Origin of the sequence: Pseudomonas sp. BIGb0176, assembly GCF_024810175.1 — a bacterium.
GTDB lineage: Bacteria > Pseudomonadota > Gammaproteobacteria > Pseudomonadales > Pseudomonadaceae > Aquipseudomonas > Aquipseudomonas protegens.
Genome location: NZ_JANUEC010000001.1, coordinates 1,500,636 through 1,520,855, shown reverse-complemented (window position 1 = coordinate 1,520,855; position 20,220 = coordinate 1,500,636). Strand labels below are relative to the sequence as shown.

Sequence of the window (20,220 nt, the reverse complement as noted above, 5' to 3'; positions counted from 1 at the left end):
CCGTTTTATTGATCTGTTCTGGTGTCTCGAGCGCCGCGCGTGGCCAATTCCTGTGGCCGGGCGCAAACGCGCCACACGTCGATCAGCCTGCGCTGCTCGAGCGTGGAAGCAGAAAGGGTGGAGGAGCCGTTGCAAGGAATGCACCAGTGGCAGCGACCCTACCTTTAACCTGACCTTGGGCCGAAGCGAAAAGTTTCGACTTTTTCTCGGTGAATGTGACTGCCCGGTCACAGTGCGAAATTCAGTCTAGGACAGAACCTAGAGCGGTGCCGGGGGAGGTGGGTGTTTCCCGGGGTTGGCAGGGCGGGCGGCGAACGCGTCCCGACGAAAGGTCGGCCATGCACTGCCCGGGAGCGGGGCCGTTGCGGCCCGGGGGCGAAAATGGGGAGGGGCTGCCGGGGGCCGGTGCCGTTGTGGTGCGGCGCCGCCCAAAGAACGGGCACAGGCGGGCTCCTGCGCCCAGCGTCCCTGCGAGCCTGGTCGCCGCCGAGCCTGCGAAAAGCTGCGCAGGACCTTGCCTGGCGATCGCCACGGGGGGGCTTTCAGTTGAGCAGGCGGATCGGCTGGCCGGCGTGCCAGGCTTGCAGGTCTTCGATCATCTGGCCGAAGAACTGCTGGTAGTTCTGCCGGCTGACATAGCCGACATGGGGCGTGGCCAGAACATTGGGCAAGCGCCGCAAGGGGTGGTCGGCAGGCAAGGGTTCCTGCTCGAATACATCCAGTGCGGCCCCCGCCAGCCGGCCCTGTTCCAGGGCGGCAATCAGCGCGGCTTCATCGACAATCGGCCCGCGGGCGGTATTGACCAGCAGCGCCCCGGGCTTCATCCACGCCAGGGCCTGGGCGTCCACCAGGCCACGGCTGCGCTCGCTGAGCACCAGGTGCACCGAGAGCACATCGGCCTGTTCGAACAGTTGCTGCTTGTCGACATGGGTCACGCCGGCGGCGGTCGCGCGTTCAGCGGTGAGGTTCTCGCTCCAGGCAATCACCCGCATGCCGAACACCAGGCCGAATTGCGCCACCCGTTGGCCGATGCTGCCCAGGCCGAGAATGCCCAGGGTCTTGCCGTGCAGATCACCCCCCAGGCCCTGTTGCCAATCGCCTGCGCGCAGGGCGCAGGCTTCGCTCAGCAGGTTGCGGCTCAGGGCCATGAGCAGGGCCCAGGTCAGCTCCGGCGCGGCGTGCTTGTAGCTGTCGGTGCCGCACACCTGGATCCCCAGGGCGCTGGCCGCCTTGAGGTCGATGGCGGCGTTGCGCATGCCGCCGGTGAGCAGCAGCTTGAGCTGCGGCAGGCTGCGTAGCAGGGTTTCATCGAACCGGGTGCGCTCGCGCATCACGCAGATCACCTGGAACGGTTGCAGGCGCCGGGCCAGGGTGGCGGGGTCTGCCGGGTAGTCGTGAAGGAAGCTGACCCGGCCGATGCTATCGAGCACCGACCAGTCCACTACCTCGCGCGCTACGTCCTGCCAATCATCGATTACCGCAATCTCTAGTGCCATGTTCGGGCTCCTGGCTCAGGGTTGCTTCAACCAGTCCAGCAGGGCCTGGTGGAAAGGCTCGGGTTGTTCCATTTGCGGTGCGTGGCCCAGCCCCGGGAACTGCACCAGGGTCGAATGGGGGATGCGCTGCGCCACCTGCTTGCCCAGGTCCTGGTAGTGGCCGATGCGCGCCTTGACCTCGGGCGGCGCGATATCGCTGCCGATGGCGGTGGTGTCGGCGGTGCCGATCAGCAGCAGGGTCGGCATCTTCAGGTCCTGGAATTCGTAGTACACCGGCTGGCTGAAGATCATGTCGTAGATCAGCGCCGAGTTCCACGCCACCAGGCGCTTGCCGGGGCCCTGGTTGAGGCCGGCGAGCATGTCCACCCAGCGCTGGTACTCGGCCTTCCAGCGGCCGGCGTAATAGGTCTGCTGCTCGTAGCGGCGGATACCCTCGGCGGTCTGCTTCAGCTCGCGCTGGTACCACTGGTCGACGCTGCGCCAGGGCACGCCCAGGGCTTTCCAGTCTTCCAGGCCGATGGGGTTGACCAGGGCCAGTTGCCGTACCTGATCGGGGTATTGCAGGGCGTAGCGGGTGGCCAGCATGCCACCGGTGGAATGGCCCAGCAGGCTGGCCTGGCTGACGCCAAGTTTGGCCAGCAGTTGATGGGTGTTCTGCGCCAGTTGCTGGAAGCTGTACTGGTAGTGTTCGGGCTTGCTGGAGGTACAGAAGCCGATCTGGTCCGGGACTATCACCCGGTAGCCTGCGGCGCTCAGGGCCTTGATCGAGCCCTCCCAGGTGGCGCCGCAGAAGTTCTTGCCATGCATCAGTACCAGGCTGCGCCCGTTGGCCGGGCTCTGGGGCGGTACATCCATATAGCCCATCTGCAGTGCCTGGCCCTGGGACACAAAGCTGAAATGCTGCAAGGGATAGGGGTAGTCGAAGCCCTGCAGTTCGGGACCGTAGACCGGCCCCTGGGCGGCGAGGGCAGGCAGGGCCAGGGGCAGCAGCAAGGCACTGAGCCAGCGAGGGGTAGCAAGGGGCATAAGGACACTCCGCAAGGTTGCGGGCGATGCTGTAGCCGCCGGATTAGGGCGACGTTAAGCCACAGGCAAACCCTGGGCGTCGGCTTGCCGACAAGGAAGGCCTTGAGGCAGGTGGTTGCGGGGGCGGGCACTTTCGCTGGCAAGCCAGCTCCTGCGCGGTGATGGGGAGCTGCGGGCGCTCAGCCGATCCAGCCCAGGGTCAGCCACGCCAGCACGGCGTAGCGCGCGCCCTTGGCCAGGGTGACCAGCAGCAGGAAGCGCTTGAGGGGTTCGCCCATGACGCCGGCCACCAGGGTCAGCGGATCGCCGATCAGCGGCATCCAGCTCAGCAGGAGCGTCCAGTGGCCATAGCGTTGGTAAGGCCCCCGGGCCCGCTCCAGGTGACGCGAGCTGACCGGAAACCAGCGGCGCTCCTTGTAGTGTTCCAGGCGCTGGCCCAGCCACCAGTTGACCAGCGAGCCCAGGACATTGCCCAGGGTCGCCACCAGCCACAGCCCGAGCACTGCCAGTTGGCTGTTGTGCAGCAACCCCACCAGCAGCGCTTCCGATTGCAGGGGCAGCAGGGTGGCGGCGCCGAACGCCGCCAGGAACAGGCCGAAGTAGGCGCCGAAGATCAACGGGCCGGGTAGTCCGCGACGACCACGTCCTTGCCCTCGCGGGTCAGGCCGATGACCTGGAAGGCATCGGCGCCCATGCCGTCCATTTCCATCCCGGGGGAGCCCATGGGCATGCCCGGGGCGGCGATGCCCAGCAGGTCATCGCGCTTGCGCAGGGCCAGCACCTGTTCGGCCGGCACGTGGCCCTCGACGAACTTGCCGTCGATCACCGCGGTATGGCAGGAGCCCAGGCGCGGGGCGACGCCGAGCCGCTGCTTGACCGCGCTCATGTTGCTTTCCACGTGGTCGGTCACGGCAAAGCCGTTGTCCTGCAGGTGCTCGATCCACTTTTTGCAGCAGCCGCAGTTGGCGTCGCGGTGCACGTCGATGGGAATCAGTTCTCCAGCCTGGGCCAGGGAGCTGATCAGCAGGGCGGACAGGGCCGCCAGACGCAGTGAGGTGTTCATCGAAAGTCTCTTTGTCGCTGATCAATAAGGAAGGGTGGCATGGCCGGCCACCCGCGGTTGCACGCTCGGGGTGGTGCATTTTGCGGTTTTTTTCGCTGGCCGCCGCTGGCTTTTGTTTCAAGGTGATACCAAGGCCGGCCAGCGGTTGTGGCCTTCAGAACCACAGGCGCAGGCCCAGGACCAGGCGCGGGTCGTTGTCCAGCTCGGCCTCGTCCCGGGCGTAGTCGGCGCTGCGGCCGTAGCTGCGGTTCCAGGTCACCCCTATATAGGGAGCGAACTCGCGGCGGATCTCGTAGCGCAGGCGCAGGCCGATCTCGCTGTCCGCCAGGCCTGCGCCCAGGCCCCGTTGCCGGTCATTGCGGCTATAGAGGTTGACCTCGGCGGAGGGCTGGAGGATCAGGCGCTGGGTCAGCAGCAGGTCGTAGTCACCCTTGAGGCGCAAGGCGGCCTGGCCGTCCTCGCCGAGGTAGGCGGTGACCTGGCTTTCAAAGTTGTACAGGGCCATGCCTTGCAGCCCCAGGGCGGCCCAGGTCTGCGGCGTGCCGGGCTTGAAGTCCTGGCGCAGGCCGCCCACCAGGTCCCACCAGGGGCCAATGGCATGGCCCCACAGGGCTTGCAGCTCGGCGTGCTCGGTGACGCCCCGGGTGCGTTCGCCTTCACTGCGCAGCCAGAGCCGGTCGCGGTCGCCACCGACCCAGCCCTCGACCTCCCAGGCGACGCTGCCGCCCGGGTCGGCGTCCTGCCATTCCAACTGGTCCACCAGCAGGAAAGTGTTCAGCGACGGGCCGTGGATGTGGCCGCTGGGGCCCTGGTAGACCGCCGCCCGATCGGCATCGGTCAGCACCGGGATCGGTGTGCGGCTTCGTGTGGGGGCTGGCGCCTGCATGCCGGGCATCTGCGAGTGGTCCATGGCACCCATGGCGTGGCCGGGCATGGTGGAGGGGGCCACGCCGGGCGTCGATTGGCCCTGTGTCGGCGCCTGCATGCCGGGCATCTGCGAGTGGTCCATGGCGCCCACGGCGGTCCCGGGCACGCTGGAATGGTCCATGCCCGGCATCGATTCGCCCTGTGCCGGTGCCCAGGGCCAGGCCAACAGGAGCAGGGCCAGGCCAACGCCGGGCTGCCGGGTGAAGCGGAGGTAATCAAGCTTCATGGTGGCGTTCCTCCTCGACCCGGACTTCGCGGAACATGCCGCTTTCCATGTGGTACAGCAGGTGGCAGTGATAGGCCCAGCGCCCCAGGGCATCGGCGGTGACCCGGTAGCTGCGGCGGGTGCCCGGCGGCATGTCGATGGTGTGCTTGCGCACCTGGAAGCGGCCGTGTTCGTCCTCCAGGTCGCTCCACAGCCCGTGCAGGTGGATGGGGTGGGCCATCATGCTGTCGTTCACCAGTTCGATGCGCAGCCGCTCGCCATACCGCAGGCGCAGGGGTTCGGCTTCGGCAAAGGGAATGCCGTCGAAGGACCAGGCGAACTTTTCCATGTGCCCGGTCAGGTGCAGGGTCAGGGTCCGGCTCGGTTCGCGGCCGTCGGGGTCGGCGAAGGTGCTTTTCAGGTCGGCGTAGCGCAGCACCCGGCGGCCGTTGTCGCGCAGGCCGATGCCCGGATCGTCCAGGCGCGGCATGGGGTTCACCGCCTGCATGTCCACCAGGGGGTTGGCGCTTTCCGAGGTCGGGTGGCTGATCGCGGTATTCATCGCGCCGTGATCCATGGCGCCATGGTCCATGCCCGGCATTGCCCCGTGATCCATGGCACCCATGGCCATGTCCGTCATGCCCAGCAGCGGTCGCGGGTCCATGGCCGGTGCCTCGGCCACGAGCCCGGGGGCACTGGCCAGGGTGCCCAGGGCATAGCCGCTGCGGTCCATGGCCTGGGCGAACAAGGCGTGGGCTCCGGCACCGGGTTGCACCAGCACGTCGAAGGTTTCGGCCACGGCAATGCGCAGTTCATCCACGGTCACGGGCACCACGTGCTGGCCGTCGGCGGCGACCACGGTCATCTGCACCCCGGGAATGCGCAGGTCGAAATAGCTCATGGCCGAGGCATTGATCACTCGCAGGCGCAGGCGTTCGCCGGGGCGGAACAGCCCGCACCATGGCTGGCCCGGGGCCTGGCCGTTGAGCAGGAAGGTATAGGTGGCGCCGCTGACATCGGCGAGGTCGGTGGGGGTCATGTTCATCTGCGCCCACATGCTGCGTTCGGCCAGCGTGGCCGCCCAGCCGTCGCGGCCGACGTCCTCGATGAAGTCGCCCAGGGTGCGCTTGTGCTGGTTGTAGTAGTCGGACTGTTTCTTCAGGGTGCGCAGGATCTGCCCCGGCTCCTCGTCGCTCCAGTCCGAGAGCAGCACCACGTAGTCGCGTTCGTAGCTGAAGGGCTCCGGTTCCCGGGCGTCGATCACCAGCGGGCCATACACCCCCAGTTGCTCCTGCAGCCCGGAATGGCTGTGGTACCAGTAGGTGCCGTGCTGCTTGACCGGGAAGCTGTAGCGGTAGAGCCCGCCGGGCTCGATGCCCTCGAAGCTCAGGCCGGGCACGCCGTCCATGTCGGCCGGCAGGATGATCCCGTGCCAGTGGATGGAACTGGGCTGGTCCAGGCGGTTGTGCACCCGCACAGTCACCCGGTCGCCTTCGCGCCAGCGCAGCAGGGGCCCGGGCAGGTTGCCGTTGATGGCCATGGCCTTGCGTGGCCGGCCGCTGAAGTTCACCGGCAACTGCTGGATGCACAGGTCGAAGTCGCTGCCGGCCAGGACCTCGGGCTGGCCCGGGCTACTGACGGCCCAAACCGGGTTGCGCCACAGGCCGAAGCCGGCTAGTACACCACCGGCAGCCAGGGCCTTGACGAAGGTGCGGCGGGAGGGGCTGTGGAACGAGGAGGGGCGCGGCATCGGAGGCTTCCAGTCAGTCAGCGAATTGGAGCGGACTCTAATCGGCGCTGGCTGTCAGGAAACTGAGGTGGGCATTACAGATTTGTCAGTCGTCGGGCTGTTCCAGACGCTGCTTGAGGTTGCCCAGGGCCTGGCTCGAAAGCTGCTCCATGCGTGCTCGCAGGCCACTGAGCTGCAGGTCGGTGGCGTATTCCAGGGTGCGCCGGAACAGTGTGCCGTCGCCCTGCTTGCTCAACTGGTAGTGGATCGAACCGTCCAGCGCGGCGGAACTGAACAGGGTCTTGAACTCCTTGGGAAACACCGCCACCAGCACCCGGTAGCTGATGGGCAGCTGCACCCCCAGCAAGTCCATGGTTTCACTGAAGCGGTGGCCGGCGGGCAATGAACCGCACAGGCCGGTGTCGGCACGCAGGCTGGAAGGGTGCCACTCCGGCCAGCGGTCCGGCTGCGTCACGTAGTAGTAGACGGTGTCGATACTGGCCTGGATAAACAGTTCGTGGCTGATCTGTTCATGCAACAGATGTGTCTGGCGCTGTCCCATGAGGCACCTCACGTCCTTGTGACCGGAGCCTGAAATATAGCCCCGCCCCGGCGGGCTGCCAGGGGCGGGGGCAGACCGTTCAGCGGACTTTGAAGCGGCTCATCAGGTGGCTGACCTGGGCATTGGCCTGCAACAGGCTCTGGGTGTTGCTTTCCCCGGCCCGGGCGCTGTCCACCAGCTCCTCGACCATGTGTCGGATGCTCACCATGCTGCGGTTGATCTCCTCGGTCACGGCGCTCTGCTGTTCGGCGGCGGTGGCGATCTGGGTGCTCAGGCTGTTGATCTGGCTCACCGAGTCGGCCATTTCGTCGAGCCCGCTGTTGACCCGCGCCGTGGCATCCGCCGCTGACTGGCAACTGGCCTGGGTGTTTTCCATGGCGCTGACCGAGGAACTCACGCCCTGGGTCAGGCGCGCGAGCATTTCGTTGATCTGCGAGGTGCTGTCCTGGGTCCGCGCGGCCAGGGCCCGCACTTCATCGGCGACCACGGCGAAGCCGCGGCCCTGTTCTCCGGCCCGGGCGGCCTCGATCGCGGCGTTCAGGGCCAGCAGGTTGGTCTGCCCGGCGATGGCGCCGATCACCCCGAGGACCTCGGTGATGCGCTGGGCGTCGGCTTGCATGGCCTCGACCTTGTGGGTGGCATCGGCGACTTCGTCGATCAAGGCGATGACGCTGCCGGAAGCTTCGCCCACCACCACCCGGGAACGTTCTGCGTGTTCGTTGGCGCGGCGGGTGAAGTCTGCGGTCTGGGCGGCGTTGGCGGCAACGCTGTCGGCGGTGCTGCTCATTTCGGTAATGGCGGTCACCGTCTGATCGGTTTCCGAGGCATGGCGCAACAGGATCTGCTGGCTGTGGGCCGAGCTCTGCTGCAACTGCCCCAGGCTCCCGGCCATGGCCTCGGTGGCCTGGGTGACCTCGCCGATCATCTGCTGCAGGTACTGGATAAAGCGGTTCACCGAGTGGCCGATGGCCCCCAGTTCGTCCTCGGCGCGGATCACGATGCGCCGGGTCAGGTCGGCGTCGCCAGTGGCCAGGGCGTCGATATTGCCCTTGAGGATCTTCATACGCTGCACCAGCTGGCGGATCGCATAGACCTGCAGCAACACCAGCAGGATCACCATGGGGATCTGCAACAGGCTCAGGGTGCTCAGCACGTCGTCGCGCTGGGCGGTGATCAGCTGGGTCGGCAGGGCACTGGCGAGAAACCAGGGCGTGCCTTCGATGGCGCGCATGAAGAAGGTGCTGGGCACCCCGGCATTGTCGAACTCGACGCGCCGTGCCCCCTGGTCACGCTGCTGCAGGGCGGCCTGGACCTGGGCGGCGAAAGGGGAGCCGGGGCTCAGGTCGCGGATGTTCTTGAGCACGATCGGGCCGTTGATCCGCGAGCTGTTGCTGATGATCTTGCCGTCGGCTTCGACGATCAGCATCTCGGCCTTGAGTGCCTGTTCCTGGCGCGCCACCAGGTCGTTGAAGAAACCCAGGGTCACGTCGATGGTGGCCACGCCCCAGGGCTGGCCGTCGCGGCGGATGGCCATGGCGCAGTTGGTGCGCGGCTCGGCGCTGGCATCGTCCTTGTAGGCCGCAGCCCAGGCGCACTGGCCGGGGGCGGTCTGCATGCCGCCCAGGTACCAGGGCTGCTCGTAGTAGTTGGGCGCCGGGTCGCTGTTCCAGAAGGTGTTGACCACCAGCTTGCCGGAGGCGTCACGGTGCCAGAAGGTGCTGTGTTTGTTGCGCCCCGGGGTGCGCTGGCCGGGCAGGGGCCAGATGCCGCCGCCGAAGACTTTCTGTTCACCGTACTGATCCACCAGGCCCGGCAGGACCTTGTCGATGCTGTCGCTGTCGAGCAGGGGAATGGTCTGGGTGATGCTGCGTTGCTGGGCCTGGACCTTGTTCAGTTCGCCCTGGATGCGCTGCGCCACTTCGGCGATGCGGTTGAGGGCTACCTGTTCTTCGGTATGACGCAGCTTGGGCGCTACCAGTTGGCTGATGCCCACTACCGTGAGTATCAGCATCAAGACAATGAACAGGACCAGAAACAGCGTGTAGCGGGCTTGAATCGTGCGCAAAGCGGGCATGGGACCTGTCCTTACCGAGCGATTTTTATTATTCGGGAATGCGATGCCTTGTCAGGGCATCCACAGGATGTCGGCGCGGTTTTTCCGCTCTTTAGTACGATCGTCCAAAAAAAGGCATGCCCTGGAAAAAAACTGCGCCCAGGGATGGTGGGGTAGGGCAAAGGCGCCCGGTCAAGGGCAAGGCCAGGCATGAAAAGATGACGCCTTGATGTGCGGGAAAACTTCCCGGGCCTTTTAAACAGGGCCTTTGCGGTAATTGTGTCGAGTTTGTACAAAAATTGTAAATTCAGGAAATAAAGCGTTGTTGGTGCTTGCCACGGCGTTGATACTTGCGCCCATTCAGATGTTTCAACACGGCTTACATCCTTGTTCAGGCACCTTGTCAGAAGTTTCATGGTGCTGAAAAAGGTGATTGGAAGGCCGGACTACAGGAGTTACAGCATGGCAATCGGATACGTCGGCGGATGGACCAGCAAGGCTGGGCTGCTGGTGCAGGAAAGCCCGGGCAGCTCGTCCAAACCGGTTTCCCAAAGCGCCAAGGTACGGCAGATGCTCAGCCTGGTAGGCCAGAACCCTACCGTGCTCGACATCCGCAAGATGGATCAGTTGAAGCTGCACAAGCAGATCAAGGGTTTCGATCCGACCAACGTCACCGCCAAGTCCCTGGGCGGCATGAGTACCTTTCTCAAGAACAATGGCCTGATTTCCGATGTCACGGCGCTGAACCTGATCAACGCGGGCGATCAGTTCGACCGTTTCGGGATTCCGAAGAACCCCGATCAGCCGTTCAATGCCCTCGAGTATTTCGCCATGAAGCTCGATGACATCCAGAACAACAACCTCAAGGGCAACAAGTACGCCAACTACCTGATCCCCGAGTACAAGAAAGCCATCTATGTACTTCAGGGGCTGCAGAACTATGGCAAGGGCAACGGCACCACGGTGACCGACAAGAACGTCTCCACCAAGGCCTGATTCCCATGGCGCGCACTGCCTGCCGGTGCGCGCCACAGCTCTGCTTTCAACGCCCCAGCAAGCCCATTACCTCTTCGGCGTACCGGGTTCCGGCGGTGGTCTGCGGGCTGAAGATCTGCTCCAGTGACGCCAGTTCCTCGGCGCTCAGCCTCACCTCCAGCGCCGCCACGTTCTCCTCCAGATACCGCCGTTGCTTGGTTCCGGGAATCGGAATCAGGTAATCGCCCTGGGCCAGCACCCAGGCCAGGGCCAGTTGCCCGCTGCTCACCCCCTTGTCCGCCGCCAACTGCTGCACCTGTTGCACCAGGCGCAGGTTGTGCTGGAAGTTTTCGCCCTGGAAACGTGGGTTGAAACGCCGGTAGTCGTCGGCGGCGAAGTCTTCCGGGCTTTTCAGGGCCCCGGTGAGAAAACCCCGGCCCAGTGGGCTGTAGGGCACGAAGGCGATGCCCAGGCGCTGGCAGGCGGCGAGGCAGCCGTTGTCTTCCTGATCCCGGCTCCATAGCGAATATTCACTTTGCAGGGCGCTGATCGGATGCACCTTGTGCGCCCGCTCCAGGGTTGCCGCCGAGGCTTCGCTCAGGCCCAGGTAGCGCACCTTGCCGGCCTGGACCAGCTCGGCCATGGCGCCGACGGTTTCCTCGATAGCAACGTCCGGGTCGACCCGGTGCTGGTAGTACAGGTCCAGGGTGTCCACCCCCAGGCGCCGCAGGCTGCCGTCGATGGCGGCGCGGATGTATTGCGGCCGGCCGTCGACCCCGCGGGCCGCCGGGTTGGCCGGGTCGCGGACAATGCCGAACTTGCTGGCCAGGAACACCTGTTCGCGCTTGCCGCGAATGGCCCGGCCGATCAGCTCTTCGTTGCTGTGGGGGCCGTAGATGTCGGCGGTATCGAGCAGGTTGATGCCCAGTTCCAGGGCCCGATGCAAGGTGGCGACGGCCTCCCGGGGATCGTTGCCGGTGGTGTAGAAATCGCTCATGCCCATGCAGCCCAGGCCAATGGCGGAAACCTGCGGGCCGTCCTGGCCCAGTTGTCGAGTGCGCATCGATGAATGCTCCGGTAAGGGGAAAGAGCCTGCAGTGTGCTACTCGACAAAAAACCGATAAACAGGCTAAAAGCGCTATCACTATTATTGAATTCTAAATAATCGGCAGGTTTGCTCCATGGATCGTTTCAACGCCATGCGCGTCTTTACCCGTATCGTCGAGCTGGGCGGCTTTGCCAAGGCTGCCGACAGTCTGCAGATGCCGCCGGCTTCGGTGACCATTCTGATCAAGCAACTGGAGGCCCATCTGGGGGTGCAGTTGTTGCACCGCACCACCCGCCAGGTCAGCCCGACCCTGGACGGAGCCGCCTATTACCAGCGTTGCGTACGCTTGCTGGCGGACCTGGAGGAGAGTGAGGCGGCGTTCTCCCTGGCCCGGCACAACCCCCGTGGCCTGTTGCGTGTCGATATGCCGGTGGGCATCGGCCGGTTGCTGGTGATACCGGCGCTGCCGGAGTTTTCCGCGCGCTATCCGCAGATCGAACTGGAGATCGGCCTCAATGACCGCCCGGTGGACCTGATCCGCGAGGGCGTGGACTGTGCGCTGCGCGGCGGCCCCGCCCTGGACGAGAGCCTGGTGGCGCGGCCGCTGGCGCAGTTGCAGCAAGTCACCTGTGCCAGCCCCGGGTACCTGCGCCAGCGGGGGGTTCCCCGTACTCCGCAAGAGCTGCAAGGGCATCAGATGGTGGAGTATTTCTCCAATGTCAGCGGCAAGCGTTATGGCCTGGAATTCTTCTTCGCCGGCCAGTTGCAGCCGGTGCAGTTGCCCAAGCGGGTGGCGGTGAACAGCGCCGATGGCTACCTGGCGGCCTGCGAAGCCGGCTACGGGCTGATCCAGACCCCGTACTACCACGTTGCCCGGCAGTTACAGGACGCGACCCTGCAGCGGGTGCTGGAGGACTACCCGCTGCCTGCATTGCCGCTGACCGCGCTGTACCCGCCCCAGCGGCACCTGTCGACCCGCCTGCGGGTATTCATCGATTGGCTGGTGGAGCTGTTCGCCCGCCCGGGCAATCACATTTCTTGCCCCTGAATGGCCGGGCGCCAGGCAGCAAAACGCCCGCGACAAGGCGGGCGCTGGTGGCGAGATCGGGCGGCTCATGGGGCCGATGGGCTGGCCGGATGACTCAGCGGTGATAGTAGCCCGGGCCGCCGTCGTAGTAGCGGTGGTGCCCGCCATCGTGGGGCATGATGATGCAGCCCGACAGGGTCAGCATGGCCAGCAGGGGAATCAGCAGTGTGATTCGACGAAACATGGATCAATCCTCAAAGGGCTCGGGGAACACGGCAGGACGACAAGGAAGAAAAAACTCCTTCGCGCCTGTACCATGTGACCCCGATTTGCCCGGCTCATCCCCGAATCCGGGTATGTGCTTGGCATCGATCTTGATACACGGCAGATACAATTTCAGCTTCAGGACCCGGCAATGACTCAGAAACAACGCTTGATCTACTCGATTCTGATTTCCCTGGTGGTACTGGGAATCATGCTTGGCCTTTCCTACCTGCAGAACAACGGCATCATCAGCGAGAAGCTGTTCCAGTACATCGCCATTGGCGTGGCGGTGGTCGTGGTGGTGATCAACGGCGTGATGCGCCGCAAGGTCAAGCCCTGAACCCGGGCTCGACGGCCTCAGGAGAGACCGTCGAGCACCGCTGCGGCCTGCTGGTGCAGGCTGTAGCTCTTGTCTGCATTGAGGGTCAGTACACCCTCGCTGCACAGCCGCTTGAGCACCTCCCGCACACTGAGAAAGGACAGGGGAATGTCCAGTTCCAGCAGTTGGCTGTGGATGCCGCGCACCCCCAGGGAGCGGTCGCTCTGGGCCGCGGTGAGCAGGGCGTCGATGACTTTCAGGCGAATCAGGCTGGTACGCAGGCCGAAGCTTTTGAGCAGGTGCTTGATTCGTTCATTACTGTTGCGCTCGGCGTTCTTGCCGAAGACACCGGCGCCGGCATTCAGGGAAGGCGTGCTGTTCACGGTGTTGCCGTCCATTGGCAGTTGCGGGTTGTACATGCAAAAACTCCTTATCAGAGCCTGATCAGGAAAAGAATGATGGATGCTCTAGTAACTAGACGAACGAGCACGGCAAATCATGAAGTCCTGAATGTAGAAAATTTGTCGGTATCAGGTCGCTGACATGTGATGGCGGGGCTTTTGGCCTTTGCGGATTAAATTTTTTTCAAGCATTTCGTCTTTATGGGCAGGCAGGCGTCGGGTGATCCGTGCGCGGCTGGATTCCCAGACTGGCGGCGTTGCCAACCGCTCCTGCACACCAGTCCTGGTTCTGTATTTTTGCATCAGGAGTCGGCGTGATCATTTCCAGGCAGTTACCGAGTTTTTGCCTTGCAGCCCTGTTTCTAAGCTTCAGCGGTGGCGCCCATGCCTTGGCGCAGCCCGAGCAGACCCGCGCCGAGATTCGCCGCACCAGTTTTGGTGTGCCGCACATCCGTGCCGACGACGAGCGCGGCCTGGGCTACGGCATCGGCTACGCCTACGCCCAGGACAACCTGTGCCTGATGGCCAATGAGGTGCTGACGGTCAACGCCCAGCGCTCGCAATACTTCGGCGCCGAGGGCCAGACCCTGGAACAGCGCGACAACCTCAGCAGCGACCTGTTCTTCAGCTGGCTCAACACTCCCCAGGCCGTGGCGGCCTTCTGGCAGGCCCAGACCCCGGCGATGCGCGAGCGCATGCAGGGTTACGTGGAGGGCTACAACCGCCAGCTGGCGGAGCGCCAGGCCCAGGGCCTGCCCGAGCAATGCCGGGGTGACTGGGTGCGGCCGCTGGCCACCTCGGACCTGGTGAAACTGACCCGACGCCTGTTGGTGGAAGGCGGTGCCGGGCAGTTCGCCGAGGCCCTGGCCGGGGCCACGCCACCTGGAGCCACGGCCCAGGCCGGGCTGCCAGCCGAGCACTGGCAACTGGCGGCGGCACGCCAGCAGCGTTTCGCCCTGGACCGTGGCAGCAACGCGGTGGCCATCGGTAGCGAGCGTTCGTTCAACGGCCGTGGGCTGCTGCTGGCCAACCCGCATTTCCCCTGGGTCGGCGGCATGCGCTTCTACCAGATGCACCTGACCATTCCCGGGCAACTGGATGTGATGGGCGCGGCCTTGCCCGGCCTGCCGCTGATCAATATCGGCTTCAACCAGCACCTGGCCTGGACCCACACCGTGGACGCCTCCAAGCACTTCACCCTGTACCGCTTGCAACTGGACCCCAAGGACCCGACCCGCTACCTGCTGGACGGCCGTTCGCTGCCCCTGGAGCGCCAGACCCTGACCGTGCAGAGCAAGGGCCCGGACGGCCAGTTGCAGCCGCGCACGCGCACGCTCTACAGCTCGGTCTTCGGCCCGATCGTGCAGTGGCCGGGGGAACTGGACTGGGATCATCAATATGCCTACAGCCTGCGCGACGCCAACCTGGACAACAGCCGGGTGCTGGCCCAGTGGTACGCGATGAACCAGGCCAGCAGCGTGGCCGGCCTGCAGGACAGCGTGCACCAGTTGCAGGGCATTCCCTGGGTCAACACCCTGACGGTGGACGACCAGGGCCGGGCGCTGTACATGAACCAGTCGGTGGTGCCCAACGTCACCCAGGCCAAGCTGGCGCAGTGCAGTGATCCGCGGGCCGGCACCCGGGTCATCGTTCTGGATGGCTCGCGCAGTGCCTGCGCCTGGGATATCGACCCGGCAGCGGCGCAACCGGGGATCTTCGCCGCCAGCCAGTTGCCGCAACTGGCGCGCAACGACTACCTGCAGCATTCCAACGATTCGGCCTGGATGGTCAACCCGGCGGCGCCGCTGCAAGGCTTTTCGCCGGTGATCAGCGAGCAGGACGTGCCGCTGAAGATGCGCGCGCGCTTTGCTCTGGATCGCCTGAGCCGGATGCACAAGGCCCAGGTCAGCGACCTGCAGCACCTGGTCACGGACGATCAGGTGTACCTGGCCGGCCAGGTGATGCCCGATCTGCTGCAGTTCTGTGAGCAGGACCTGGGGGCGGATGCCCAGCGCCTGGGGCCGGTGTGCGCCAGCCTGAAAGCCTGGGACCGCAGCGCGGGGTTGCAGGCCGGCCTGGGCTTCGTGCACTTCCAGGGCATCATGCAGCCGCTGTTGCAGGACCCCAGCGTGTGGCGCGTGGCCTTTGACCCGAAAGATCCCCAGCACACCCCACGGGGCCTGGCCATTGGCCGGCCAGCGGTGGCCCGGGCACTGCGCGAGTCGATGCTGGCTTCGGCGCAGCAGGTCGCCGAGGCCGGGCTGGGGAGTGACGTTCGTTGGGGCGATATCCAGCAGGTCAGCCAGGGCGGCCAGCCGACCCCGGTGCCCGGCGGCCCTGAAAGCCTGGGGGTGTACAACGCCATCCAGAGCGTGCCGGCGGCCGATGGCAAGCGTGAAGTGGTCAGCGGTACCAGCTACCTGAACGTGGTCAGCTTCGACGAGCAAGGGCCGCGCGCCCTGGGGCTGCTGGCGTTCTCCCTGTCCAGCGACCCGGCCTCAGCGCATTTTCGCGACCAGACCGCTGCATTCGCCCGCAACCAGTGGAGCGTGCTGCCCTTTACCGAAGCGCAGATCCGTGCCGATGGCCAGTATCAGTTGCAGGTGATCGAAGAGCCGCGCAAGGGGGCGGTACTGGCGCGCCAGTAACGGTTGAGCGTGAGCATCAAGAGGAGGCCGCCCCGGCAACGGGGCGGCCTTCAGCTTTTTGGCGGGGACTGGGGCAGTGAGTTGATTACCGGGTTGCCATCGCGATTGCGCGTCAGGTAGACCGGCAGCACCTTGGGCAGCGAGGTCAGCAGGCTCTTGATTTCCCGGGTGTTGTAGATGCCGCCGACGCGGATCTTGCCGGTGTTGGCGTCGGCGACCTGCACCGGAGTGTCCAGGTAGCGGTTGATCAGCGGCAGGGCGTCGGTGAGGGCCAGGTTGTCCAGCACCAGCTTGCCTTCGCGCCAGGCCAGGGAGCTGTCGTTGCTGTAGGTCTGGCTGATCTGCGGCTGGTAGTCGCCGGCCTTGTAGCTGGCCTGCATGCCAGGCTCCAGGCGGAAACCTTCGCCGGGCAGGGCGGTGTTGCTGCTCACCAGGACCGAGCCCTGGAGCAGGGTGACCCGCACCTGGTCCTCGTACATCCACACATTGAACTGGGTGCCGGTGACCTTGACCTGGCCATTGGCGGCCTTGACCACGAACGGGTGGCTGGCGTCGTGGCTGACCTTAAAGAAGGCTTCGCCTTTTTTCAGGGTGACCCGGCGCTGGTCCTTGTAGTTGCTGTAGGTCAGGGTGCTGCCCAAGTTCAGTTGCACCTGGCTGCCATCGGCCAGGGTCACGCTGCGCAGGCTGTCGCCGGCTTCGAATCGCTGGTAGGAGGACGGCACCCAGCCCAGTTCCCAGCCGCTGTAGGCGGCCAGGGGCAGGGCGCACAGGGCGATGGCCGCCGCCACGCCATACTGCTGCCAGGTGCGCCGGGGAACGAGCTTGACCGGTGCGGGGGCTGGTGCGGCAGTGAGGGTGGAGGGGGGCAGTTGATCGGCCACTTCCCATATTTCCCGCATCGCCTCGTATTCGAAGGCGTGCAGGGGGTCGGCATCATGCCATTGCTGAAAGGCCAGACGCTCCGCGTCGCTGCAGTCGGGTTCATGCAGGCGCATGCACCATTGGGCTGCCGCTTGGGTGATGGCGTCGTATTCGGCTTCTGAGAGGATCTGTTCGCTCATTGACTCTTCCTGATTTCCCGCATTCTACCCTCCGCGGCAAGTCTTGGAGAACAACCGTCATGGCTAATGAGCATCAAAGTGAACTTATTTTCATCTGGCACGCCCTAAAACCAGGCTCTGTATCGAAAGTGAATACACAAGGAGATGGACCATGTTGAAGAAGACGCTTGCCGCATTACTTGCCACCGCCAGCCTGCTGGGCGCTGGAGCGGCCCTGGCCGACCGTCCGGGGGCCGGTTGGATCACCATTGAAAAAGCCATTGAAACCGCAAAGACCAAAGCCGGCTACGTGGAGATCTACAAGATCGAAGCGGACAACGATGGCTATTGGGAAGGCGAAGGGCGCAAGTCCGATGGCAGTGTCTATGAGTTTCGCATCGACGGCGCCTCGGGCAATGTGCTGCGCGACCAGAAGGACTGAGCCAGGCGGATACAGCCCCCTGTGCCTTGCCACGGCAGCGCACAGGGGGCTTTTTCTTGCTCCAGGGGGATGGTTGTTCCGGCCATCCTGGCACCTTCCCTGCAAGGCGCCGGCAGTGGTTGACAGGGTTGGAGTGCGGCGTTGTTTAATCGCCAGGTTCACACGCTGTCGCCCCCTCCAATAATTACTCTGGAGCTTCAGATGTCTGCATCGTCCGTGGTTGTTGAAACACCGCCCCAATACCTTTCTTTACCGGCCCTGGTGCAGTTGCTGGAAACGATTTTCCAACGCCACGGCTGCCGCGCCGAAGTGGCCCGCTGCCTGGCCGAGAACTGTGCCGGCGCCGAGCGCGACGGAGCCCACAGCCATGGCGTGTTCCGCATTCCCGGTTATGTCTCGACCCTGGCCAGTGGCTGGGTCGACGGCCAGGCCGTGCCGGTGGTGGAGGATGTGGCGGCGGCCTTTGTCCGGGTCGACGCCGGCAACGGCTTTGCCCAGCCGGCCCTGGCTGCCGCCCGCGAGCTGCTGGTGAGCAAGGCCCGCAGCGCCGGTATCGCCGTGCTGGCTATCCGCAATTCGCACCACTTCGCCGCACTCTGGCCGGATGTCGAACCCTTCGCCGAGGAAGGATTGGTGGCCCTGAGCGTGGTCAACAGCATGACCTGCGTCGTGCCCCACGGCGCCGACAGGCCATTGTTCGGCACCAACCCGATCGCCTTCGCCGCACCCCAGGCCCAGGGCCAGCCGATCGTCTTCGATCTGGCCACCAGCGCCATTGCCCATGGCGACGTGCAGATCGCCGCGCGCAAGGGTGAGCGCCTGCCGCCGGGCATCGGTGTCGACAGCCTGGGCCAGCCGACCCAGGACCCCAGGGCGATTCTTGAAGGTGGCGCCTTGCTGCCGTTTGGCGGGCACAAGGGCTCGGCTCTGTCGATGATGGTGGAGCTGCTGGCGGCAGCCCTGACCGGGGGCAACTTTTCCTTCGAATTCGACTGGTCCGGCCACCCGGGGGCCAAGACGCCCTGGACTGGCCAGTTGCTGATCGTCATCGACCCGAGCAAGGCTGCCGGGCAGAGTTTTGCCGAGCGCAGCCAGGAGCTGGTGCGGCAGATGCATGCGGTGGGGCTCAAGCGCCTGCCGGGGGATCGCCGGCATCAGCAGCGCGAGCGTTCGCAGCACGCGGGCATCGCCATTCCCGCCGAGCAGTTGCAGCAATTGCGGGCGCTGGCCCAGGACTGAAGGCATGAAAAAGGCCAGGCCGCCATTGGCGTACCTGGCCTCAACGTTGCGCGGGGGCTTAGGAACGACGGCCCAGCAACAGGCCTACCACCAGGCCGAAACCGGCGGAGATGGCCACGGTCTGCCACGGGTGGCCACCGATGTACTGCTCGGTGGCATCCACCACCGGCTTGCTGCGCTCGCGCACATTGCTGACCGAATCCAGCGCCTGCTTGAGCTTGAGGCTGACTTGCTGGCGCAGGCTCTCACCTTCTTCGCCGACCAGGCTGGCGCTGCCCTTGAGCAGCTTTTCCGATTCTTCGATCAGCGCCTGCAGTTCGCTGAAGGCCTGGTCCTTGATTTGATCGTTTTCCGCTTGCGCGGCAGATTTACGAGCCATGAAGTTTTTTCCTTGGAAATATCGCCGCTGGTGCACAACACATCCGCCAGCGGCTACAGGTGAATGGGTAGCAAGCAATGGAGTCTGGCGCGGGGGCAAAAGTTGCAGTTGTTTTACGCCCCGTTGGCGACCCCGGGGTAAAACCCGTAGCCCCTACAGTGTAAGATGGCGCCTATTTTACGCAGCAGGAATTTCCCATGAGTTTCAATCTGGCTAACAAGACCCTGGCCGAGCGCGCCGCCATCGAGGACGAGAAGTCCCGTCTGTTCGACCTGTGGCAGAGCAACCTGGGCAAGGCCAAGGGCGAGGCCGCGCGGCTGTTCGGCGAGCGTGGCAAGCGCAAGGGCAAGTGGGCCGAGTGGGTCCGCGCCGAGCTCGACGGCATGTCGCCGCCGGAGTACTCGAACATGGTGCGCAGTGAAGTCAATCGCCTGATGGCGGCGAACAAGTAAGGGCAAAACTCTCGACAATCGCCTCGCGTACCTTCACCAGCAGCGGGTCGGTCTGCGGGCTGGTGCGCCAGCCCAGCTCGATCGGGTAGCGCGGCAGGGCCAGGGGGCAGGGCAGCAACTGCAGCCCGGTGAGTTCGGCGATGCGCCGGGCGGCATGGGCCGGAATGGTCGCCACCGCCTGGCTGCCCTTGAGCAGAAAGGGCAAGGCGGCAAAGTGCGTGGTCGAGGCGCACACCTGGCGGCTTAGCCCCAGGTTGGCCAAGCCTTCATCGGTAATCCCGATAAACCCCTGGGACGACACCAGCAGGTGTTCCCGTGCGACAAACTCCTCAAGACTGATCTGCTGTTGCCCGGGGGCCAGGCTGGCCGGGTCTGCCAGGCACAGGTAATGGCCTTCCCCCAGCACCTGGCGGCTGAGCAGGCGTTCGGCAAAGCCGCCGGCACTGATGGCCAGGTCAACGCTGCGCTGCAACAGCGCCTCGGCGACGATCTGGCTGTGGCTCTGGCGAAAGATCAGCCGCAGCTTCGGCGCCCGCCGGGCCACGGCCTCGATCATCTGCCGGCCATAGGCAATCTCGAAATCATCCGACAGCCCCAGCGTTACCGAGCGGCCCTGATAGTCGGCGGTGTCGGGGGCGACCATGGCCAGGCTCTGGCGGCATTTGTTCAAGGCTTCGCTGACCACGGGCTTCAACTGATTGGCCTTGAGGGTCGGCGCCAGCCCACGCCCGGTACGCACGAACAGCGGGTCGCCATACAGCTCGCGCAGACGGCGCAGGGCAGCGCTCATGGCTGACTGGGTCACCCCCAGGCGCAAGGCGGCGCGGCTGGCGCTGGACTCGTCATGCAGCGCCTCGAAAGCCTTGAGCAGGTTGAGGTCGACACTGGCGATATTCATCTGGTTCATATCATTAAGCACTGG

At 65.0% G+C, this 20,220-nt stretch carries 20 protein-coding genes and 2 pseudogenes; 7 read left to right on the top strand and 15 right to left on the bottom strand.

What is annotated here, in order from left to right; all coding sequences use genetic code 11:
• Positions 1-542 precede the first annotated feature (542 nt).
• From M2395_RS06465 to M2395_RS31745, 9 genes and pseudogenes are all read right to left on the bottom strand, one after another.
• Positions 543-1,496, bottom strand: a complete 954-nt coding sequence (locus M2395_RS06465) for a D-2-hydroxyacid dehydrogenase family protein (protein ID WP_123430818.1) — start codon at positions 1,494-1,496, stop codon at positions 543-545.
• A 15-nt stretch (positions 1,497-1,511) separates the two neighbouring features.
• Positions 1,512-2,522: an alpha/beta fold hydrolase gene (locus M2395_RS06460; protein WP_123430817.1), complete on the bottom strand. Its 1,011-nt coding sequence runs from the start codon at positions 2,520-2,522 to the stop codon at positions 1,512-1,514.
• Between the two features lie 179 nt (positions 2,523-2,701).
• Positions 2,702-3,139 (bottom strand): YqaA family protein, encoded by a 438-nt coding sequence (locus M2395_RS06455; protein WP_015635529.1) that lies wholly within the window; start codon positions 3,137-3,139, stop codon positions 2,702-2,704.
• Positions 3,136-3,585 carry a DUF411 domain-containing protein gene (locus tag M2395_RS06450; RefSeq protein WP_015635530.1) on the bottom strand — a complete coding sequence of 150 codons (450 nt, stop codon included), beginning with the start codon at positions 3,583-3,585 and terminating at the stop codon, positions 3,136-3,138. Before M2395_RS06450 ends, M2395_RS06455 begins: the two co-directional genes overlap by 4 nt.
• Before the next feature lie 154 nt (positions 3,586-3,739).
• Positions 3,740-4,738: a copper resistance protein B gene (locus M2395_RS06445; protein WP_123430816.1), complete on the bottom strand. Its 999-nt coding sequence runs from the start codon at positions 4,736-4,738 to the stop codon at positions 3,740-3,742.
• Positions 4,728-6,467 carry a copper resistance system multicopper oxidase gene (locus M2395_RS06440; RefSeq protein WP_123430815.1) on the bottom strand — a complete coding sequence of 580 codons (1,740 nt, stop codon included), beginning with the start codon at positions 6,465-6,467 and terminating at the stop codon, positions 4,728-4,730. Before M2395_RS06440 ends, M2395_RS06445 begins: the two co-directional genes overlap by 11 nt.
• 85 nt (positions 6,468-6,552) lie before the next feature.
• Entirely contained in the window at positions 6,553-7,008 is a 456-nt protein-coding gene (locus M2395_RS06435; protein WP_072441919.1) for an SRPBCC family protein, read from the bottom strand.
• A 79-nt stretch (positions 7,009-7,087) separates the two neighbouring features.
• A pseudogene (locus tag M2395_RS31750) lies at positions 7,088-7,618 on the bottom strand (methyl-accepting chemotaxis protein); the annotation flags it as partial.
• Positions 7,619-7,945: 327 nt separating this feature from the next.
• Positions 7,946-9,019 (bottom strand): annotated as a pseudogene (locus M2395_RS31745) (cache domain-containing protein); the annotation flags it as partial.
• Positions 9,020-9,523: 504 nt separating this feature from the next.
• Here M2395_RS31745 and M2395_RS06425 point away from each other — a divergent pair.
• Positions 9,524-10,057, top strand: coding sequence for a hypothetical protein (locus tag M2395_RS06425; RefSeq protein WP_015635535.1), 534 nt, complete (start codon positions 9,524-9,526; stop codon positions 10,055-10,057).
• Between the two features lie 46 nt (positions 10,058-10,103).
• Here M2395_RS06425 and M2395_RS06420 read toward each other — a convergent pair whose 3' ends face one another.
• Complete coding sequence (locus tag M2395_RS06420) at positions 10,104-11,099, bottom strand: aldo/keto reductase (protein WP_123430814.1); 996 nt, start codon at positions 11,097-11,099, stop codon at positions 10,104-10,106.
• Between the two features lie 118 nt (positions 11,100-11,217).
• Between M2395_RS06420 and M2395_RS06415 the strand changes: the two genes are divergently transcribed.
• Complete coding sequence (locus tag M2395_RS06415) at positions 11,218-12,132, top strand: LysR family transcriptional regulator (protein WP_041118100.1); 915 nt, start codon at positions 11,218-11,220, stop codon at positions 12,130-12,132.
• Between the two features lie 94 nt (positions 12,133-12,226).
• On the opposite strand, the gene M2395_RS06410 is transcribed toward M2395_RS06415, so the two are convergent.
• Positions 12,227-12,355: a hypothetical protein gene (locus M2395_RS06410; protein ID WP_011061188.1), complete on the bottom strand. Its 129-nt coding sequence runs from the start codon at positions 12,353-12,355 to the stop codon at positions 12,227-12,229.
• A 171-nt stretch (positions 12,356-12,526) separates the two neighbouring features.
• Between M2395_RS06410 and M2395_RS06405 the strand changes: the two genes are divergently transcribed.
• Positions 12,527-12,715, top strand: coding sequence for a hypothetical protein (locus tag M2395_RS06405; RefSeq protein ID WP_015635538.1), 189 nt, complete (start codon positions 12,527-12,529; stop codon positions 12,713-12,715).
• A 17-nt stretch (positions 12,716-12,732) separates the two neighbouring features.
• Here M2395_RS06405 and M2395_RS06400 read toward each other — a convergent pair whose 3' ends face one another.
• Positions 12,733-13,113, bottom strand: coding sequence for a hypothetical protein (locus tag M2395_RS06400; RefSeq protein WP_011061190.1), 381 nt, complete (start codon positions 13,111-13,113; stop codon positions 12,733-12,735).
• 296 nt (positions 13,114-13,409) lie between these two features.
• Between M2395_RS06400 and M2395_RS06395 the strand changes: the two genes are divergently transcribed.
• Complete coding sequence (locus M2395_RS06395) at positions 13,410-15,743, top strand: acylase (protein ID WP_123430813.1); 2,334 nt, start codon at positions 13,410-13,412, stop codon at positions 15,741-15,743.
• Positions 15,744-15,793: 50 nt separating this feature from the next.
• Here the strand turns inward: M2395_RS06395 and M2395_RS06390 are convergent, their stop codons facing one another.
• Positions 15,794-16,807 (bottom strand): FecR family protein, encoded by a 1,014-nt coding sequence (locus M2395_RS06390; protein ID WP_011061192.1) that lies wholly within the window; start codon positions 16,805-16,807, stop codon positions 15,794-15,796.
• A gap of 151 nt (positions 16,808-16,958) precedes the next feature.
• On the opposite strand from M2395_RS06390, the gene M2395_RS06385 reads away from it, so the two are divergent.
• On the top strand, positions 16,959-17,228 hold the full coding sequence (locus M2395_RS06385) for a PepSY domain-containing protein (RefSeq protein ID WP_011061193.1): 270 nt from the start codon (positions 16,959-16,961) through the stop codon (positions 17,226-17,228).
• A gap of 201 nt (positions 17,229-17,429) precedes the next feature.
• On the top strand, positions 17,430-18,467 hold the full coding sequence (locus M2395_RS06380; protein WP_011061194.1) for an Ldh family oxidoreductase: 1,038 nt from the start codon (positions 17,430-17,432) through the stop codon (positions 18,465-18,467).
• A 58-nt stretch (positions 18,468-18,525) separates the two neighbouring features.
• On the opposite strand, the gene M2395_RS06375 is transcribed toward M2395_RS06380, so the two are convergent.
• The gene (locus tag M2395_RS06375) at positions 18,526-18,846 is read right to left on the bottom strand and encodes a YqjD family protein (protein WP_011061195.1); all 321 of its coding nucleotides are present in this window, start codon (positions 18,844-18,846) and stop codon (positions 18,526-18,528) included.
• 197 nt (positions 18,847-19,043) lie between these two features.
• Here M2395_RS06375 and M2395_RS06370 point away from each other — a divergent pair, with 197 nt between their 5' ends.
• Positions 19,044-19,298, top strand: coding sequence for a hypothetical protein (locus M2395_RS06370; RefSeq protein ID WP_011061196.1), 255 nt, complete (start codon positions 19,044-19,046; stop codon positions 19,296-19,298).
• Here the strand turns inward: M2395_RS06370 and M2395_RS06365 are convergent.
• Positions 19,270-20,205: a LysR family transcriptional regulator gene (locus M2395_RS06365; protein WP_015635541.1), complete on the bottom strand. Its 936-nt coding sequence runs from the start codon at positions 20,203-20,205 to the stop codon at positions 19,270-19,272. The two genes, M2395_RS06370 and M2395_RS06365, sit on opposite strands and share 29 nt — an antisense overlap.
• Positions 20,206-20,220: the final 15 nt, after the last annotated feature.